This window comes from Streptomyces sp. NPDC044033, from assembly GCF_056434425.1.
The window spans coordinates 29,111-45,967 of record NZ_JBWKFF010000005.1 but is presented as its reverse complement, the minus strand read 5'-3'; the positions used below and the strand labels follow the sequence as shown (position 1 = coordinate 45,967).

17 protein-coding genes are annotated in these 16,857 nt (G+C 71.8%); 13 read left to right on the top strand and 4 right to left on the bottom strand.

The features are described from left to right. Window positions 1–8: 8 nt before the first annotated feature. From AC07AB_RS11370 to hypE, 11 genes are all read left to right on the top strand, one after another. Window positions 9–740: a CBS domain-containing protein gene (locus AC07AB_RS11370; protein WP_478563735.1), complete on the top strand. Its 732-nt coding sequence runs from the start codon at window positions 9–11 to the stop codon at window positions 738–740. A 40-nt stretch (window positions 741–780) separates the two neighbouring features. Further along, entirely contained in the window at window positions 781–1,290 is a 510-nt protein-coding gene (locus tag AC07AB_RS11365) for a flavodoxin domain-containing protein (protein WP_478563732.1), read from the top strand. Between the two features lie 204 nt (window positions 1,291–1,494). Next, window positions 1,495–1,731, top strand: a complete 237-nt coding sequence (locus AC07AB_RS11360) for a hypothetical protein (RefSeq protein ID WP_478563729.1) — start codon at window positions 1,495–1,497, stop codon at window positions 1,729–1,731. Between the two features lie 149 nt (window positions 1,732–1,880). Next, entirely contained in the window at window positions 1,881–3,008 is a 1,128-nt protein-coding gene (locus AC07AB_RS11355; protein ID WP_478563726.1) for a 4Fe-4S dicluster domain-containing protein, read from the top strand. Beyond that, window positions 3,005–3,463: a cyclic nucleotide-binding domain-containing protein gene (locus AC07AB_RS11350; protein ID WP_478563723.1), complete on the top strand. Its 459-nt coding sequence runs from the start codon at window positions 3,005–3,007 to the stop codon at window positions 3,461–3,463. Before AC07AB_RS11355 ends, AC07AB_RS11350 begins: the two co-directional genes overlap by 4 nt. Further along, a complete protein-coding gene (locus AC07AB_RS11345) occupies window positions 3,460–4,272 on the top strand; it encodes an FAD/NAD(P)-binding protein (RefSeq protein ID WP_478563720.1) in 813 nt (270 codons plus the stop codon). The genes AC07AB_RS11350 and AC07AB_RS11345 overlap by 4 nt, the downstream gene beginning before the upstream one ends. 1 nt (window position 4,273) lies before the next feature. Then, window positions 4,274–5,026: an NADH-quinone oxidoreductase subunit B family protein gene (locus tag AC07AB_RS11340; RefSeq protein ID WP_478563717.1), complete on the top strand. Its 753-nt coding sequence runs from the start codon at window positions 4,274–4,276 to the stop codon at window positions 5,024–5,026. Then, window positions 5,023–6,366: a Ni/Fe hydrogenase subunit alpha gene (locus AC07AB_RS11335; protein ID WP_478563714.1), complete on the top strand. Its 1,344-nt coding sequence runs from the start codon at window positions 5,023–5,025 to the stop codon at window positions 6,364–6,366. The genes AC07AB_RS11340 and AC07AB_RS11335 overlap by 4 nt, the downstream gene beginning before the upstream one ends. Before the next feature lie 16 nt (window positions 6,367–6,382). Then, window positions 6,383–7,078, top strand: a complete 696-nt coding sequence (locus AC07AB_RS11330) for a CBS domain-containing protein (RefSeq protein ID WP_478563711.1) — start codon at window positions 6,383–6,385, stop codon at window positions 7,076–7,078. Beyond that, window positions 7,075–8,187: a hydrogenase formation protein HypD gene (gene hypD, locus AC07AB_RS11325; RefSeq protein WP_478563708.1), complete on the top strand. Its 1,113-nt coding sequence runs from the start codon at window positions 7,075–7,077 to the stop codon at window positions 8,185–8,187. Before AC07AB_RS11330 ends, hypD begins: the two co-directional genes overlap by 4 nt. Beyond that, window positions 8,184–9,218 (top strand): hydrogenase expression/formation protein HypE, encoded by a 1,035-nt coding sequence (gene hypE / locus AC07AB_RS11320; protein WP_478563705.1) that lies wholly within the window; start codon window positions 8,184–8,186, stop codon window positions 9,216–9,218. The genes hypD and hypE overlap by 4 nt, the downstream gene beginning before the upstream one ends. A 71-nt stretch (window positions 9,219–9,289) precedes the next feature. Here hypE and AC07AB_RS11315 read toward each other — a convergent pair whose 3' ends face one another. Both AC07AB_RS11315 and AC07AB_RS11310 read right to left on the bottom strand, forming a co-directional pair. Then, complete coding sequence (locus AC07AB_RS11315) at window positions 9,290–9,709, bottom strand: Hsp20/alpha crystallin family protein (RefSeq protein WP_478563702.1); 420 nt, start codon at window positions 9,707–9,709, stop codon at window positions 9,290–9,292. 104 nt (window positions 9,710–9,813) lie between these two features. Then, the gene (locus tag AC07AB_RS11310) at window positions 9,814–10,386 is read right to left on the bottom strand and encodes an Rv1733c family protein (RefSeq protein WP_478563699.1); all 573 of its coding nucleotides are present in this window, start codon (window positions 10,384–10,386) and stop codon (window positions 9,814–9,816) included. 197 nt (window positions 10,387–10,583) lie between these two features. Between AC07AB_RS11310 and AC07AB_RS11305 the strand changes: the two genes are divergently transcribed. Both AC07AB_RS11305 and AC07AB_RS11300 read left to right on the top strand, forming a co-directional pair. Continuing rightward, a complete protein-coding gene (locus AC07AB_RS11305) occupies window positions 10,584–11,267 on the top strand; it encodes a response regulator (RefSeq protein WP_478563696.1) in 684 nt (227 codons plus the stop codon). 117 nt (window positions 11,268–11,384) lie between these two features. Further along, window positions 11,385–12,377, top strand: a complete 993-nt coding sequence (locus tag AC07AB_RS11300; protein ID WP_478564682.1) for an Acg family FMN-binding oxidoreductase — start codon at window positions 11,385–11,387, stop codon at window positions 12,375–12,377. Window positions 12,378–12,388: 11 nt separating this feature from the next. Here AC07AB_RS11300 and AC07AB_RS11295 read toward each other — a convergent pair whose 3' ends face one another. Further along, entirely contained in the window at window positions 12,389–14,071 is a 1,683-nt protein-coding gene (locus AC07AB_RS11295) for a sensor histidine kinase (protein WP_478564680.1), read from the bottom strand. A gap of 99 nt (window positions 14,072–14,170) precedes the next feature. Next, the gene (gene ppdK / locus AC07AB_RS11290; RefSeq protein WP_478563693.1) at window positions 14,171–16,855 is read right to left on the bottom strand and encodes a pyruvate, phosphate dikinase; all 2,685 of its coding nucleotides are present in this window, start codon (window positions 16,853–16,855) and stop codon (window positions 14,171–14,173) included. Between the last annotated feature and the right edge of the window lie 2 nt (window positions 16,856–16,857).

Sequence of the window (16,857 nt, the reverse complement as noted above, 5' to 3'; positions counted from 1 at the left end):
AGAGCTGCATGAAACACACGAAGATCGGCAACGTGATGGCGGGCGATGTCGTCCGGGCGGCCTACGGCACCCCCTTCAAGGAGGTCGCCCGGCTCCTCGGCGAACACCGCGTCAGCGGCCTGCCGGTGGTCGACGAGGACGACAAGGTCATCGGTGTGATCTCAGAGACAGACCTCATGCGCCGACAGGCCGAGTCCACGGATCCCCCCGGCTCACGGCCCCGTCGGTGGGCCGCTCGGCTGCGCCCGTCCGCCCGCACGACGAGGGCGAAGGCTCGCGCCCGGACCGCCGGCGCCCTGATGTCCACTCCGCCCATCACCGTGAAGGCCGATGTCACCATCGCGGACGCCGCCCGGACCATGGCGCAGCGCCGTGTGGAGCGGCTCCCCGTGGTCGACGAGGAGGACCGCCTCGTCGGCATCGTCACCCGCCGGGACCTGCTGGGGGTCTTCCTGCGGCCGGACGCGGACATCCGCCGTGAGGTGCTGGACGACATCATCGTGGGCGCCCTGTGGCTCACTCCGCGGGCCGTCGCGGTCGACGTGCACGCGGGTGTGGTCACCATGGAGGGCCAGCTGGAGCGGCTGAGCGAGAAGCCGATCGCACTGCGGATGGCGAGCCAGGTCGACGGGGTCGTCGCGGTCGTCGACAAGCTGACCTACCGCCTGGACGACTCACACCTCCAGCCGACCGAACAGGCGCTGCGGGGCGTCGGCGGGGAGTGGCTGCGCAAGCTCTGAACCGCACACCCCCGAGAGGAGCGAGAGGAAGGCTGCCCCCATGACCGTGAAGGTACTCGTCGCGTACGGCACGAAGAACGGCTCGACAGCCGGCATCGCCAGGACCATCGCCGAGGCCCTGTGCGAACAGGGCCTGCCGGCGAGGGCCCTGCCGGCCGCGGAGGTCCCCGACCCGAGCGTGTACGACGCCGTGATCCTCGGCGGCGCGCTCTACGCGGGCCGCTGGCACCGGGACGCTGCCCGCTTCGCCCGCCTCCACCACCACGCGCTGGCCGGACGGCCGGTGTGGCTCTTCAGCAGCGGCCCCCTGGACGCCTCCGCGAGCGAGCGCGACATCCCGCCTGTACCGGGTGCCTTCCGCGCCTCGACACGGCTGGACGCCCGCGACCACGTCACCTTCGGCGGCTGCCTTCAGGAAGGGGCACGCGGCGCCATCGCACGGATGATCGTCAAGCAGGGCAGCGGGGGCGACTACCGCGATGGCGAACAGATCCGCGCGTGGGCCCTCGGCATCGCCAAGGAACTGATGGATGCGGGGGCCCGGCGGTAGCCCCGGCGCCGCGCCGCGGGCGCCGTCGGGTACGGACCGCCCCAACGTCCGGAGCGGGCACGCGGTCGCGGCTGCCGGGCCGAGCGGCTCTCAAGGAGGGCCGTCCGCGTCGGCGGGTGGCCCGGCCGGCCCAGGGCACGCCGGCCGGGCCGCCAGCAGACTCATAGCAAGGACACACCGTGTCCGGTGCTGGAAGGAGGAGCCATGATCGCGCTCATTCTGATCGCCGCGACAGTCCTCGGCTCGTACCTCGTATTCGGCTCCAGCGTGTTCGTCATGGGCTTCACACTCATGGCCTGCGGGCTCCTGGGCCTGATCGCCTTCCTCTCCACCGCCGCCGGCCACCGGCGGCCCGGCGAGACGAGGTCCGTCATCGAGGAGCGTCACTACATCGGCCGGGACGACGACCACCACCGCGACGACTACCACCACTACATGTGAGCCACGCTCGCCCGGGCCATTCGGTTCCTGCGGACCAGGCCAAGTCCCGCGCGGCGGGCCGACCGGTCCCCACGGGGCCGTGCGGCCCGTAGCGCGGCCCGTGCCGTCAGCTGACGGCGGCGGCGCTCACACCCCACTGAGGAGGAACGATGGACGGCACCGCCACAGCAGCCGTGATCGACCGCGAAGGGCTCGACGCTCTCGTCAAAACCCTGGTCTCGCAAGGGCATACGGTCGTCGGCCCCACCGTCCGCGACGATGCCGTCGTACTGGCCGAGATGGCCTCGGCGGAGGAACTCCCCTACGGGTGGGGCGTCGAGCTGGAGGCGGGCCGCTACCGGCTGCGGCGGCGTGCGGACGGGGCGGCGTTCGCGCACTCGGCGGGCCCCCAGTCCTGGAAGAACTTCCTGCACCCCCAGCGGGAGAAGCTGTGGAGCGCCGACCGCTCGGCGGGCGGCGAGCTGACCGTGCGCGAGGAGTCCCCCGTACGGCCCTCGTACGCCTTTCTCGGCGTCCGGCCCTGCGATCTGCGGGCCATCGCGATCCAGGACCGGGTGCTGACCGGCGGCCAATACCAGAACGGCGGCTACCGGGAACGCCGAAGCGGGGCATTCCTGATAGCCGCCGAGTGCACCGAGCCGGGGGCCACCTGCTTCTGCGTCTCCATGGGCGGCGGGCCCGGAGCCGACGCCGGGTTCGATCTCGCCCTGACCGAGGTCCTGGACGAGGCGGGCCACCGCTTTCTGGTACGCGTCGGGAGTCCGGAGGGCGCGGCCGTGCTCGCGGCCGTCCCGCACCGTGCCGCCGACACCGGGACGACGGCGTCCGCGCGCACGGCCGTCGATGAGGCGCGGGACCGGATGGGCCGGTCCATGCCGCCGGTGAGTCTCCAGGCGCTGATGGGCGCGAGCCTGGACGCCGAGCGCTGGGACGACGTCGCCTCCCGCTGCCTGACCTGCGGAAACTGCACCATGGTCTGCCCCACCTGCTTCTGCACCACCACCGAGGAAGTCACCGATCTCACCGGCGACCACGCCGAGCGCTGGCAGCGCTGGGACTCCTGCTTCGACCTCGACTTCTCCTATCTGCACGGCGGCTCCGTGCGCTCCTCGGGGCGCAGCCGCTACCGGCAGTGGCTCACTCACAAACTCGGCACCTGGCACGAGCAGTTCGGCAGCTCCGGATGCGTCGGGTGCGGCCGCTGCATCGTCTGGTGCCCAGTCGGCATCGACATCACCGAGGAAGTGGCCGCGCTCCAGGAGGAGGCACAGCGATGACCATCACGACGTGCACGACGGGCAGTCTGCCCGCCGAGCACCGCGACCAGCTCATGCGGATCGCACGCGAGACCGCCTTCCCGCAGGGCGTGCGGATCTTCGAAGAGGGCGGCCACGCCGACCGGTTCTGGATCGTACGGACCGGATCCGTCACGCTCGACATGCATGTGCCGGGCCGCCGTTCACCTGTCATCGAGACCCTGGGCCCCGGCGAACTCGTCGGCTGGTCCTGGATGTTCAACCCGTACGTATGGCAACTCGGGGCCGCGTCGCTGAGCCCGGTGCGGGCGTACGAGTTCGACGCGGTCGAGGTCCGGCGGATGTGCGCGGCCGACCCGCAACTGGACGCGGCCGTCGGCCAGTGGGTCGCCCGAGTGCTCGCGCACCGGCTGCACGCCGCGCGGACCAGGTTGCTGGACCTGTACGCGCCCTACGGCAGCGGGCCCCTGCGATGACCGGCGCTCCCGTGCCGTACCGCGTGGTAGGACGGCACGAGGAGACAGCCGACACCGTCACGCTCGGACTGACGCCGGTCAAAGCGGTCCTGGAACCCTTCGTCCCGGGCCAGTTCGCCATGGTCTACGCCTTCGGGGTGGGCGAGATTCCCGTCTCGGTGTCCGGCATCGAGCCGCACGGCCCGCTGCACACGGTGCGGGCGGTCGGCGCGGTTTCCGGGGCCTTGTGCCGCATGCGGCCCGGCGCGCAGGTCGCGCTGCGCGGCCCGTTCGGCACCGGCTGGCAGCTGCCGCGGGCAGCCGGACAGGACCTGCTGGTCATCGCCGGAGGCATCGGGCTCGCCCCGCTGCGGCCTGTGATCGTCGAGGCGCTGGCAGACCGGCGGGCGTACGGGCGGCTCAACCTCCTGGTCGGCGCCCGCACACCCGCCGATCTGCCCTACCGCGAGCAGTTGTCCCGCTGGGCGCACCGGACGGACCTGCACACCGCGGTCACCGTCGACCGGCCGGCCCCGGGCTGGCGCGGCGGGGTGGGCGTCGTCACCACGCTGCTGCGAGCGGCCCGGTTCCGTCCCGAGCACACCACGGCCTTCCTCTGCGGCCCCGAGGTGATGATCCGCGCCACCGCCCGCGAACTGCTGCACCGCGGCGTGCCCGCCGACCGCGTCCGGGTCTCGCTGGAACGCAATATGCGCTGCGCCACGGCGCACTGCGGACACTGCCAGCTGGGCCCCGTACTACTGTGCCGCGACGGCCCGGTCATCGGCTACGACCGGGCAGCTCCCCTCCTCTCCGTACGGGAGCTGTGACATGCCTCCCACCCTGGCCGTCTTCAAGCTCGCCTCCTGCGATGGCTGCCAGCTCACCCTGCTGGACTGCGAGGACGAGCTCCTGGCCCTCGCCGGTGAGGTCGAGGTCGCCCACTTCCTCGAAGCGTCCAGCGCGGTGCGGCCCGGTCCCTACGATCTGACACTCGTGGAGGGCTCGGTCACCACCGGTGCCGACGCCGAACGCATCAGGGCCATCCGCGCCGAGTCCCGGCATCTGGTGACGATCGGGGCGTGCGCGACCGCCGGCGGCATCCAGGCGCTGCGCAACTTCGCCGACGTCGAGGAGTTCCGCCGCACGGTCTACGCCCGCCCCGACTACATCGACACCCTGGCCACCTCGACCCCCGTCTCCGCCCATGTGGACGTCGACTTCGAGCTGCGCGGCTGCCCCATCGACCGGCGCCAACTCCTCGAAGTCATTACCGCCTACCTCGCCGGGCGCAGGCCCGACGTCCCCAACCACAGCGTCTGCTTCGAATGCAAGCGACGCGGCACGGTCTGCGTCACCGTCGCCCACGGCACGCCCTGCCTCGGACCGGTCACCCACGCCGGGTGCGGGGCGATCTGTCCGGCGTACGGGCGCGGCTGCTACGGCTGCTTCGGCCCGTCGGGGTCGGTGAACCTGCCCGCGCTGATCCCGTTGCTGCACCGCGACGGGATGGACGACCGTGACGTCGAGCGCTTCCTGCACACCTTCAACGCCGCCGCCTTCGCCGAGGAGGAGCGACCGTGACGCACCGAGGCTCCCGGGTCCTGCACGTCGGCTCGCTCTCCCGCGTGGAGGGCGAGGGCGCTCTGCACCTTCGCATCCACGACGGCCGGGTCAGCGAGGCCAGGCTGCACATCTACGAGCCGCCCCGGTTCTTCGAGGCGTTCCTGCGCGGGCGCGCGCACACCGAGCCGCCCGACATCACCGCCCGGGTCTGCGGGATCTGCCCGGTCGCATACCAGATGAGCGCCTGCCGAGCGGTGGAGGACGCCTGCGGCGCCGTGGTGACGGGTCAACTGGGGGAACTGCGGCGCCTGTTGTACTGCGGCGAATGGATCGAGAGCCAGATCCTCCATGTGTACCTGCTGCACGCCCCCGACTTCCTCGGCTGCGACGGCGCCATCGACCTGGCCCGTACCCACCGCGCCCACGTCGAGCGCGGGCTGCGGATCAAGCAAGCCGGAAACGCCGTCCTGGAGCTGCTCGGCGGCCGCGCCATCCACCCGGTCAACGTGCGGCTCGGCGGCTTCCACCGCACCCCGACGCGCGCGGAGCTCAAGCCCCTGGCCGAACAGCTGCGGCGGGCGCGGGAGGACGCCTGGGAGACCGTGCGCTGGGTGTCGGGCTTCGACTTCCCGGACGCCGACTGCGACCACGACTTCCTGGCCCTGGCCGAGGACGACCGCTACGCCATCGCCGCGGGCACCCCGACCGTGCTGACCGCCCCCGGACAGCCACCGCCGCTCCGGTGGCAGTTTCCCGTCCAGGACTTCACCCGTCATGTCGTAGAGCACCAGGTCCGCCACTCGACGGCCCTGCACGCCACGCTGTCGGGCCGTCGCCACCTCACGGGTTCCCTGGCCCGTTACGCCATCAACGGCCGGCTCCTGTCCAGCGTCGCCGTCCAGGCGGCACAGGAAGGGGGTCTCGGCGATCCGCTGGCCGGAGCGGTGTGCCGCAACCCGTTCCGGAGCATCGTCGTACGCGCAGTCGAAACGCTCTACGCGGTCGACGAGGCGCTGAGGATCATCGAAGCGTACGAGCCGCCGCCCCGCCCGTACGTCGACGTGCGGCCCCGCGCGGGCACCGGTCACGGCGCCACCGAAGCGCCGCGCGGCCTCCTCTACCACCGCTACGTGCTCGACGCCGCGGGAACCGTCACCGACGCCCTGCTCGTGCCGCCCACCGCCCAGAACCAGGGCGCGATCGAAGAGGACCTGCGCCGCCTCGTGCAGGACGCGACGGACCGCGGCGAGCCGACGGACGCCGAGCTGACCGCGCTGTGCGAGCGGGCCGTCCGCAACCACGACCCGTGCATCTCCTGCTCCACCCATTTCCTCGACCTGACCATCGACCGGTTCTGACCCGGAGGAGGGCCCCATGCCCGAAAGTCCGTACACCGTCAGCGACGTGATGACGCACACCGTCGTCGCCGTGGGCCGCGAGGCCACGTTCAAGGAGATCGTGAGGACGCTTGAGCAGTGGAAGGTCAGCGCGGTGCCCATCCTGGAGGGCGAGGGCCGCGTGATCGGCGTCGTCTCGGAGGCCGACCTGCTGCCCAAAGCAGAGTTCCGCGACGGCCCCCCGGACCTGACCCGGGCGGGGCCCGGCTCGGACGCGAATGCCCCTTTCACCCGGCGGCGACAGCTCATCGGCATGGCCAAGGCCGACGCGGTGACCGCGGCGGAGCTGATGAGCACGCCGGCCGTCACCGTCCACGCCGACGCCACTCTCGCCCAGGCCGCACGGGCCATGGCGCAGCAGGGCCTCAAGCGGCTCCCCGTCATCGACGCCGAGGGGCTCCTCGCGGGCGTCGTCAGCCGGGGTGACCTGCTCAAAGTGTTCCTTCGGCCGGACGAGGACATCGCCTGGGAGGTGCGGGAGACGGTCGTGGACCAGCTCTTCCCCACGCCGGTGGAGCCGGTCACCGTGAGCGTCGACGAGGGCGTCGTCACGCTCGCCGGAAGGATCCGGGACACCGCGCTGGTCCCGGTCGCGGCACGCCTTGCACGCGCCGTCGAAGGCGTGGTGGCCGTCGAGATCGACCTCGTCGGCTCAGCGCGCCCCACACCATGAGGTATCTCGACGAATATCGCGACCCGATCCTCGCCCGGCGGCTGCTGGACGAGCTGGAGCGGACAGCGACACACCCATGGCGGATCATGGAAGTGTGCGGCGGCCAGACCCACACGCTCGTCCGGCAGGGCATCGACGAACTCCTTCCGGCCGGGATCCGCATGGTGCACGGGCCCGGCTGCCCGGTGTGCGTCACCCCGCTGGAGACCCTCGACCGGGCCATGGCCATAGCCGCGCGGCCGGGGGTCGTCTTCACCAGCTTCGGCGACATGCTGCGCGTCCCCGGCAGCGGCACCGACCTGCTGTCGCTACGGGCGCGCGGCGCGGACGTCCGGGTCGTCTACTCCCCCATGGACGCCGTGCGCATCGCCCAGGAGCAGCCCGCCCGGGAAGTGGTCTTCCTCGCCGTCGGCTTCGAGACCACCGCGCCGGCCAACGCCATGGCCGTACTGCACGCCGCCCGCTTGGGCCTGAAGAACTTCTCACTGCTGGTCAGCCATGTCCTGGTACCGCCGGCGATGACCGCGCTGCTCGGGTCCGCGGACTGCGAGGTCGAGGCGTTCCTGGCCGCGGGGCACGTCTGCGCCGTCATGGGCTGGACGGAGTACGAGCCGATCGCCGCCCGCCACCGGGTGCCGATCGTGGTCACCGGATTCGAGCCTCTGGATCTGCTGGAGGGCATCCTGCTGGCGGTCCGCCAGCTGGAGGAGGGCCGGTACGAGGTCGAGAACCAGTACGTACGCGCCGTGCGGCGCTCCGGCAACACCGAAGCGCGGAAGGTTCTCGGTCAGGTCTTCCGCCTCACCGACCGGGCCTGGCGCGGCATCGGCACCCTGCCGTCCAGCGGTCTCGAACTCGCCCCGGATTATGCTGAGTTCGACGCGGCGCACCGCTTCGACGTAGCCGGACTGCACCCGGTCGAGGATCCGGAGTGCATCGCGGGGGCCGTCCTGACCGGCGCCCGGCTGCCGACCGACTGCACCGCGTACGGCGTGCGCTGCACGCCTCGCCGCCCGCTCGGCGCCCCCATGGTCTCGTCCGAGGGGACCTGCGCCGCCTTCCACGCCGCGGGGCGCCGCGCGCCCTCCCATAAGGAGAGCCCCGTATGACAGCGGACTGCCCCCTCCCGTACACCGAGAACGAGCGCGTCCTGCTCGGCCATGGCGCCGGCGGGCAACTCACCGGCGAACTCCTCGACGGCCTCGTGCTGCCCGCCTTCGGCGACCGGGAGGGCCCGCTGGAGGACGCCGCACCGCTGCCCTGCCACCCTGAACTCATGGTGAGCACCGACAGCTTCGTGGTCAGCCCGCTCTTCTTCCCCGGCGGCGACATCGGCTCGCTCGCCGTCCACGGCACGGTCAACGACCTGGCGATGCGCGGCGCCGAGCCGCTCGCGCTGACCGTGGCCCTCATCATCGAGGAGGGCCTCCCGCTGGCCGAGCTCCGGGCGGTGCTCACCTCGCTGGGCAAGGCGTCCCGCGACGCGGGCGTGTCAGTGATCACCGGCGACACCAAGGTCGTGGGGCGGGGCGCGGCCGACAAGGTGTTCATCAACACGACCGGCATCGGCCGACGGATCGCCGGGCTGTGGCCGTCCGCCGGCCGCGCGCGACCGGGGGACGCGGTCCTGGTGTCGGGGCCCATCGGGCTGCACGGCACAGCCGTCCTCAGTACGCGCGAAGGGCTCGGGTTCGAGACCGACATCGCCTCCGACACCCAGTCCCTGTACCCGCTGGTGCGGGCCATGGCGGGGATCGGCGATCACCTTCACACGCTGCGCGACCCCACCCGCGGCGGACTGGCCGCCGCCCTCAACGAGATCGCGCGCGATTCCCGTGCCACCATCGAGATCGACGAATCGGCTGTCCCCGTGCCGTCCGCGGTCTCGTCCGCCTGCGATCTGCTCGGGCTCGATCCGCTGATCGTCGCCAATGAGGGCTGTCTGATCGCGTTCGTCTCCGCCGCCGCGGCCGACGAGGCCCTCGCCGCGATGCGGTCCTTGCCCGAAGGAGGGGGCGCCGTACGGATCGGTGAGGTGCTCGGCGGCGGGCACCCGGGCCGGGTCGTACTGCGGACGCTCGTGGGGGCCCGGCGCGTGGTGGACATGCCGCTGGGCGAGCAACTCCCCAGGATCTGCTGACGGTCCGTCAGTGAGGTGCCCGCGCGCTCGGGTCGTGAGCGCGCGGGCCGGTACGGCACTGCGAGTTACGCTCAGCCGTGCCGCACGGGGATGGTCGTGGTGCCTGTCTTCGGCTCCTGCAGCGGAATCGTGATGGTCAGTACGCCGTCCTTGGACCCGGCGCTCGCCTCGTCACCGCGCGCCCCGGCGGGCAACCGTACCGAGCGGGCGAACGCGCCGTAACGGAACTCGGTGTGGGGCGCGTCGGCATCCCCCTCCGTGCGCTCGGCGCGCAACGTCAGAACGTCCTCGGTGACACTGATCTCGACGTTGCCGGGGTCGATGCCCGGCAGCTCGGCACGGAGGATGTAAGCGCCGTCGGTGACGCGCTGCTCGATGCGGATGCCGTGCAGGCCGGGCGTCTGGTGCAGGCCGGGTATGCCCGACTCGATCCAGCCGATCAGCTCGGGCAGCGGCGGCCAGTTCGGCCACCGCTCGATCATTGCGCTCATCTGGCCCTCCCTCGGATGCTCTCGTGTTCTCTGCCAGCGTCGTGGTGCGACCACCGGCCTCGACAGTGCCGAGCGGTCCCACCCCAGGGCCCGTGTGGCCCGGGTCAGCCGGCCCGCCGCCACAGTGGTTCGACCGCGTCCCACTCCTGCCCCCATTGCCGCATTCGCCGCCGGGTCAGCCGAGTCCGTAGGCACCAGCCGCCCGCCAGCACCACGCCACCCCAGCCGACGGCTGCCAAGGCCCCCACATAGGCCGCCTGCAGTACCGCCTCACCGCTTGATGTCGGGGGCATGGTGGTCCTCCCCCGCCGGTCCGTCCAGATCGTGACACTCGCTCCCGCCTTGCCGCCGGCCTTCGCAAGCGCCTTCCCCGTGTGCGCGGAACCATCCGGGGCCCTCCACTCCGCCCGGGTCCACGCCCACCCGTCGGCCCTCGCGGACAGCGCGCTCGGCGCGTTCTCCGTAAGTACCGCCGACACGGTGTGCCGCTGCGCGCGCTGCCGGTCCAACGACTCCTCCACGGCGTGGGCGGACGTCCCGCCGACAGCGATGCCACCGACGGCCACCAATGCCCACGCCACCAGCAAGGCCCATGACTCAACGGTGTCGCTGCGCCTCCTGAGCGGATTGTTCCGCCATCGCCACAGCCACACCTTCGGACCTCGGGTACTCCGCATCGATCCGCACCCCCTTGGCAGTACTGCTGAGAAGGTGACAGCCGGACGATTCCACCGTGAGGGGCCGGTCAGGCACGGGCGACGGGCCGTTGGGCCCCGGCTTCCCCGCAAGTGGGGACCGTTCAGCCCTGGCCGGGGCCCTGTGAGTGGGCGACCATCACGAGGACAGTTCCGCGCAGCGGGGACAGGGGGCCGCCATGGCCGAAACACGGGTGTTCTCAGCGGAGGACCCGATCCGGGTCTTCCTCGTGGACGATCACGAGGTGGTACGGCGCGGACTGACCGACCTCCTCGGCACGGAGCCGGACATCTCCGTGGTCGGCGACGCCGGGACCGTCGACCATGCGCTGGCCCGAGGGCCCGCCCTGCGCCCGGACGTCGCCGTCCTGGACATCCGGCTGCCCGACGGCGACGGCATCACGGTCTGCCGAGAGCTGCGCTCCCAGATGCCCGGACTCGCCTGTCTGATGCTCACCTCGTTCGACGACGACGACGCTCTGCTGGACGCGATCATGGCCGGAGCGGCCGGGTACGTCCTCAAACAGATCCGGGGATCGGATCTCGTCTCCGCGGTGCGCACGATCGCGTCCGGGCAGTCCCTGCTCGACCCGGCGACCACCGCACGGCTGATGAGGAGTCTGCGTGCGGACCCGGCCGACGTGCCGGCCGGGTCTCCCGTACTGACCGCTCTGTCCCAGCGGGAGCGGGACATCCTCGGCCTCATCGGGGAGGGGCTCACCAACCGCCAGATCGGCAAGCGGCTGTACCTGTCGGAGAAGACGGTGAAGAACCACATCTCCCGGCTGCTGGCCAAGCTGGGGGTCCAGCGGCGGATCCAGGCCGCCGTCATCGCCACCCGGCTGGAGTGGCCGCCGGGCTGACATCCGATGCCTGGTCGGCCCAGGCGGACGCCCGGTCGGCCCAGGCGAGGGCCGGCCGGTCCCTGCACCACCGAACGGCAGCGCGCCAGGCTGGAAATGCCCATGGAGGTGGTCGACGTGCATGCCATGACCCTTGACGCACCGACACTCGAAACGCTGATATCCGCGGCCGCGGCCGCGCCCTCGGTGCACAACACCCAGCCTTGGCACTTCCGGCTGGACCCCGACTCCGTGGTCCTGGAGATTCGTGCCGCCCCGGAACGGGGCCTGCGGCACGCGGACCCCGCGGGACGGGCCCTCCACGTCTCGGTGGGCGCCGCGCTCTTCAACCTGCGGGTCGCGGTGGCCCACTTCGGCTGGAAACCCATCACACGACTGCTCCCCTACCCCGACGACCCCGGCCTGCTGGCCTCGGTGCGGCTGTCCGGCGCCGCACGGCCCAACACCGCCCACCGGTCCGACCTGTACCCGGCGATCTGGCGCAGGCACAGCAGCCGCCTCCCGTTCTCCGGCTGCCGCCCGCCGGCTCTCATCCGTACCGAACTGGTGGAGGCCGCCCACGCGGAGGGCGCCGCGCTGAGTTTCCCCGCCCCCCACGAGACGGAACGGCTGCTGCGGCTCACGCTGGATGCGGAGCGGCGTAACACCGCCGACGCGGACCGCAGTGCGGAGAGCCGCCGCTGGATACGCGACGCCGAAGGCACGGCCGAGCATCCGCCGCCGGTCGCCCTCGGCCCGCAGGACTCCTTCGGCCGGCTCCCCATGCGCGACTTCACCGGACAGCAACACCTCGAACAGCTGCCGTCCCGAGCCTTCGAGCGGTTTCCCGTCATCGCCGTCCTGTCCACCGAACACGACCGGCGCACGGACTGGCTGCGCGCCGGGCAGGCTCTGGAGCACACACTGCTCGCCGCGACCGCGCACGGCCTGCGAACCTCCCTGTTCCACCAGGCGATGGAGTGGCCCGACCTGCGCCAGTCACTGCGCGCGCCAGTGCCCCACTGCGCGCGGGTGCAGATGCTGATCCGGCTCGGCTACGGGCCGGAGGGCCCCGCCACCGCCCGTCGTACGCCCGCTCTCGTCCGGCGGACACCGACCCAAGACGGCTGAGCTGACCGCCGCTATGCGGACGGCTCGGCACCGGACAGCGGAACGCTCCAGCGCAGTCGGGTGCCGCCGCCGGGCGGTTCGTCCAGGGTCAGCGCACCGCCGAGGGTCACCGCGCGCTCTTCGATGTTCTTCAGTCCGCTGAGCACCGCATGGCCCGGGACGCCCACGCCGTCATCCGTGATCACCAGCGTCAACATCCCATCGGCGACGACGAGATGCACGTCGACGGTGTCGGCTTCGGCGTGCCGGACGACGTTGCTCAGCGCCTCGCCCAGCACCGCGGCCACATGATCGGCGATCTCGGCGGGCACGACGGTGTCGACCAGCCCCTCCACCCGAACGGCGGGGGCGAAGCCGAGCGAAGGGGTCACCGCAGCCACCGCCCCGGCCAGCCGCTGACGCAACGCTCCCTCCCCGACACTCCCTTCATGGGCACGCAGCCCGAAGATGGTCGAACGGATGATCTTTATGGTGGCGTCCAGATCGTCCACCGCCCGTTCCAGACGCTCGACCGCCTCCGGATGCTGGACGAAGCGCCGCGCGCTCTGCAAGGTCATCCCCGTCGCGAACAGCCGCTGAATGGCCAGGTCATGCAGGTCGCGGGCGATGCGGTCGCGGTCCTCCAGCAGGGCGATCTGTTCGGCGTCGCGGCGCCGTTCCGCCAGTTCCATGGCGAGTGCCGCCTGGCCGGCGAAACCCAGCAGCGGTGCGGACTCCGTCGGCGCGAAGAACGGCCGGCCCGTGTTCCGAGCCAGCAGCAGCACTCCCCTCGCGCGCCCGCTGGCACCCATCGGCACCGCCACCGCCGGCCCCAGCCCGGCCCACCGCGATGTGTTCTCCCCCAGCCGCGGATCGTTCTCCATGTCGCAGCTGACAACCGGCTCCATGCCGGAGAACGCCGCACCGATGAAACCGTCCTGCGAGGGCATCAGCAATCCGCTGTGCGCCTGGGCGTCCCTGCCCACCGCCAGCGCGGTGCGCAGCCCTTCCGCGCCCTCGACCGGTACCGCGATCACCCCGAGGTCCGCGGACACGATCTGCCGGGCCCGCTCGACGATCAACTCCAGGACCTGCCCCCGCGGAGCCCCCGACAGCAGGCTGCTGGTCACCTCCCCGCTGGCGCTGAGCCACTGCTCCCTGCGCCGGGCGTCCTCGTACAGCCGGGCGTTCTCGACGGCCACCCCGGCGGCGACCGCCAGCGTCGAGAGGACCGCCTCGTCCTCCGCGTCGAACTCCTTCGCACCGCGCTTCTCGGTGAGATAGAGATTGCCGAAGACCTCGTCACGCACCCGTATGGGCACACCCAGGAACGAATGCATCGGCGGATGGCCCGGCGGGAAGCCGTACGAGGACGGGTGCTCGGACAGCTCCGCCAGCCGCAGCGGCTCAGGGTGGCGGATCACCTCGCCCAGCAGTCCGTGACCGTGCGGCAACGCCCCGATCCGCGACCGCGCTTCGCCGCTCATGCCGACCGTGAGGAACTCCGCCAGCTGCTGTTCCCCACTGATCACACCCAGCGCGCCGTACTCGGCGTCCACCAGCACGACGGCCGCTTCGACGACCCCGCGCAGCACCTCAGCCAGGTCCAGCCCCCGTCCGACGGAGAGCACTGCCTCCAGCAGGCTGTGCACGCGGTCGCGTGCCCCCCGCACGGCGTTGACGCGTGTCTGCAACTCTTCCAGCAGTTCGTCCATCCTCAGTCGCGGCAGGTGTTCGGGGTCCTTCGCGTTCTCTCCGCCCACGGGTCCTCCGCCACGCCGCTGTCGGCCGACCGCTCACGTTCGGGTCTCACGTTAGACCGCCGTGTAGTGGCTGTCTCCGTCCAGGGCGGGAAGAGCCGCGCGGCCGGCCTCCAGGCGGGCCGCCGGGATCCGGAACGGCGAGCAGGAGATGTAGTCGATGCCCGCTTCGTGGAAGAAGCGGATCGACTCGGGGTCGCCGCCGTGTTCACCGCACACCCCGGTCTCCAGGCCGGGGCTGGTCGCGCGGCCCTCCCGGACGGCGAGGCCGACGAGCCGGCCGACGCCGTCGCGGTCGAGGGACTCGAAGGGCGATACGGCGAGGATTCCCCGTGCCAGGTAGGAGGGGAAGAAGGACGCTTCCACATCGTCTCGGGACATGCCCCAGGTGGTCTGGGTGAGGTCGTTGGTGCCGAAGGAGAAGAAGTCGGCGGCCTCGGCGATACGCCCGGCGCTCAGGGCGGCACGAGGCAGTTCGATCATCGTCCCGATCGGGCAGCGCAGGGATGTTCCCGCGTCCGCGGAGACTTCCGCCAGGACCCGTTCCGCTTCGGCCCTGACGCAGCACAGCTCTTCGGCGGTGGCCACGAGCGGAACCATGATCTCCGCCCGAGGGCTGCCGCCGTCCCTCAGCCGTTGCGCCACGGCCTCGGCGATCGCCCGTACCTGCATGGCGACCAGTCCGGGGACGGCCAGCCCCAGGCGCACGCCGCGCAGGCCGAGCATCGGATTCTGTTCGCGCATCCGGTCCACCGCTGCCAGGAGCTCTGCGTCCCGGGGATCGGGGACGCTCGCGGTGGCGATGCGGACGGAGAGCTCGGTGCGGTCCGGCAGGAACTCGTGCAGGGGCGGGTCGAGCAGCCGGATGGTCACCGGGAGGCCGTCCATGGCTTCCAGGATCGCGGTGAAGTCCTGGCGCTGGAGCGGCAGAAGGGCCGCGAGCGCCTGCCGCCTGCCCGCCTCGTCGCGGGCCAGGATCATCGCCTCGACCAGAGCCCGGCGCTCGCCCAGGAACATGTGCTCGGTGCGGCACAGTCCGATGCCCTGCGCCCCGAACCGGCGGGCGCGAGCCGCGTCCTGCGGGGTGTCCGCGTTGGCCCGCACCTCCAGGCGCCGCACGGCGTCGGCACGGGACAGCACCGCGCCGACGGCGTCGGTGAGCGCGCCGGCGCGCTCACCGGTCTCGAAGTAGTGGCTGACATCCGAGTCGGTGAGCGGCAGGGCGCCGAGATACACCGTGCCGGCCGTCCCGTCCACGGAGACGGTCGCACCCTCTCGCACGACGGTCCCCGCGGACGTGGTGAATCGGCGTGCCGCCACGTCCACGGTGAGGGTTCCGGCTCCGCAGACGCAGACCTTGCCCATGCCGCGGGCGACCACCGCCGCATGGCTGGTCTTGCCGCCCCGGCTGGTGAGCACCGCCTCGGCGGCGACCATGCCGGGCAGATCGTCGGGGGTGGTCTCACGACGTACGAGAACGGTCCGCTCTCCCACCGCCGCCCGGCGCAGGGCCTCCGCCGAGTCGAAGACCACCGCGCCGACGGCCGCGCCCGGCGACGCGGGGATGCCGTGGGCCAGCGGCTCACCGGCCGACCGGGCGTCGAAGCGGGGGAACATCAGCCAGGTCAGCTCGGGTCCGCTGACCCGCTTCAGGGCGTCGTCCGGGGTGATCATGTGCTCCGCCACGAGATCGTGTGCGATCTTGAACGCGGCCTCGGCCGTGCGCTTGCCGATCCGGGTCTGCAGGAGCCACAGTCTGCCGCGCTCTATCGTGAACTCGACATCGCACAGGTCCTGGTAATGCCGTTCCAGCGTACGCAGGTGGTCCCCGAGTTCGGTGTAGGAGTGCGGAGCGATGCGCTGCAGCTCCTGTAGGGGTACGGCGTCGCGGACCCCCGCGACGACGTCCTCGCCCTGCGCGTCGGGCAGGTAGTCGCCGTAGACCCCCCGGTTCCCGGTAGCCGGATCCCGGGTGAAGGCCACCCCCGTACCGGAGTCGGGACCGAGGTTGCCGAAGACCATGGCCTGGACGTTCACGGCGGTGCCGAGGTCGTCGGGGATGTGTTCACGCCTGCGGTAGAGGCGGGCGCGCTCGCCGTGCCATGAGGCGAAGACGGCGCGGATCGCACGGTGCAGCTGCTCGACCGGGTCCTGCGGGAAGTCCTCTCCCGTTCCGGCCCGGATCAGCTGCTTGAACTCATCCACCAGACGCCTGAGTTCGTGCACGTCGAGGAGGCTGTCGTCGGCCGCGCCGCAGGCCGCCTTGCGGGCCGCGAGGGCCCGTTCGAACAGCGCGCCGTCGACGCCCAGCACGGTGCGGCCGAACATCTGCACCAGCCGCCGGTAGGAATCCCAAGCGAACCGCTCCTGCCCCGAGATCTTGGCCAGACCGGCCACGGAGACGTCGCTGAGCCCGATGTCGAGGATCGTCTCCATCATGCCCGGCATGGAGAACTTGCTCCCCGACCGGACGGACAGCAGGAGCGGATCGTCGGAACCCCCGAGCTTGCGGCCCATCCGCTCCTCCAACTCGGCCAGTGCCACGCCTATCTGCGCGCTGAGGCCGGGCGGTTCGGCGCCGGTCGCCAGGATGGCGCGGCAAGCGTGGGTGGTGAGGGTGAAGCCGGGCGGCACCGGCAGTCCGAGCCTGGTCATCTCGGCGAGGTTGGCGCCCTTGCCGCCGAGCAGGTCGGCCATCTCGCGGCTGCCGTCGGCGAATCCGTACACGTACCGGGTCATGG

What these genes read in the sequence shown, in the direction of transcription:
- AC07AB_RS11370 (WP_478563735.1), top strand. Translation starts at nt 9, where the DNA reads ATGAAACACACGAAGATCGGCAACGTGATGGCGGGCGATGTCGTCCGG.
- AC07AB_RS11365 (WP_478563732.1), top strand. Translation starts at nt 781, where the DNA reads ATGACCGTGAAGGTACTCGTCGCGTACGGCACGAAGAACGGCTCGACA.
- AC07AB_RS11360 (WP_478563729.1), top strand. Translation starts at nt 1,495, where the DNA reads ATGATCGCGCTCATTCTGATCGCCGCGACAGTCCTCGGCTCGTACCTC.
- AC07AB_RS11355 (WP_478563726.1), top strand. Translation starts at nt 1,881, where the DNA reads ATGGACGGCACCGCCACAGCAGCCGTGATCGACCGCGAAGGGCTCGAC.
- AC07AB_RS11350 (WP_478563723.1), top strand. Translation starts at nt 3,005, where the DNA reads ATGACCATCACGACGTGCACGACGGGCAGTCTGCCCGCCGAGCACCGC.
- AC07AB_RS11345 (WP_478563720.1), top strand. Translation starts at nt 3,460, where the DNA reads ATGACCGGCGCTCCCGTGCCGTACCGCGTGGTAGGACGGCACGAGGAG.
- AC07AB_RS11340 (WP_478563717.1), top strand. Translation starts at nt 4,274, where the DNA reads ATGCCTCCCACCCTGGCCGTCTTCAAGCTCGCCTCCTGCGATGGCTGC.
- AC07AB_RS11330 (WP_478563711.1), top strand. Translation starts at nt 6,383, where the DNA reads ATGCCCGAAAGTCCGTACACCGTCAGCGACGTGATGACGCACACCGTC.
- hypD (WP_478563708.1), top strand. Translation starts at nt 7,075, where the DNA reads ATGAGGTATCTCGACGAATATCGCGACCCGATCCTCGCCCGGCGGCTG.
- hypE (WP_478563705.1), top strand. Translation starts at nt 8,184, where the DNA reads ATGACAGCGGACTGCCCCCTCCCGTACACCGAGAACGAGCGCGTCCTG.
- AC07AB_RS11315 (WP_478563702.1), bottom strand. Translation starts at nt 9,709, where the DNA reads ATGAGCGCAATGATCGAGCGGTGGCCGAACTGGCCGCCGCTGCCCGAG.
- AC07AB_RS11310 (WP_478563699.1), bottom strand. Translation starts at nt 10,386, where the DNA reads ATGCGGAGTACCCGAGGTCCGAAGGTGTGGCTGTGGCGATGGCGGAAC.
- AC07AB_RS11305 (WP_478563696.1), top strand. Translation starts at nt 10,584, where the DNA reads ATGGCCGAAACACGGGTGTTCTCAGCGGAGGACCCGATCCGGGTCTTC.
- AC07AB_RS11295 (WP_478564680.1), bottom strand. Translation starts at nt 14,071, where the DNA reads ATGGACGAACTGCTGGAAGAGTTGCAGACACGCGTCAACGCCGTGCGG.
- ppdK (WP_478563693.1), bottom strand. Translation starts at nt 16,855, where the DNA reads ATGACCCGGTACGTGTACGGATTCGCCGACGGCAGCCGCGAGATGGCC.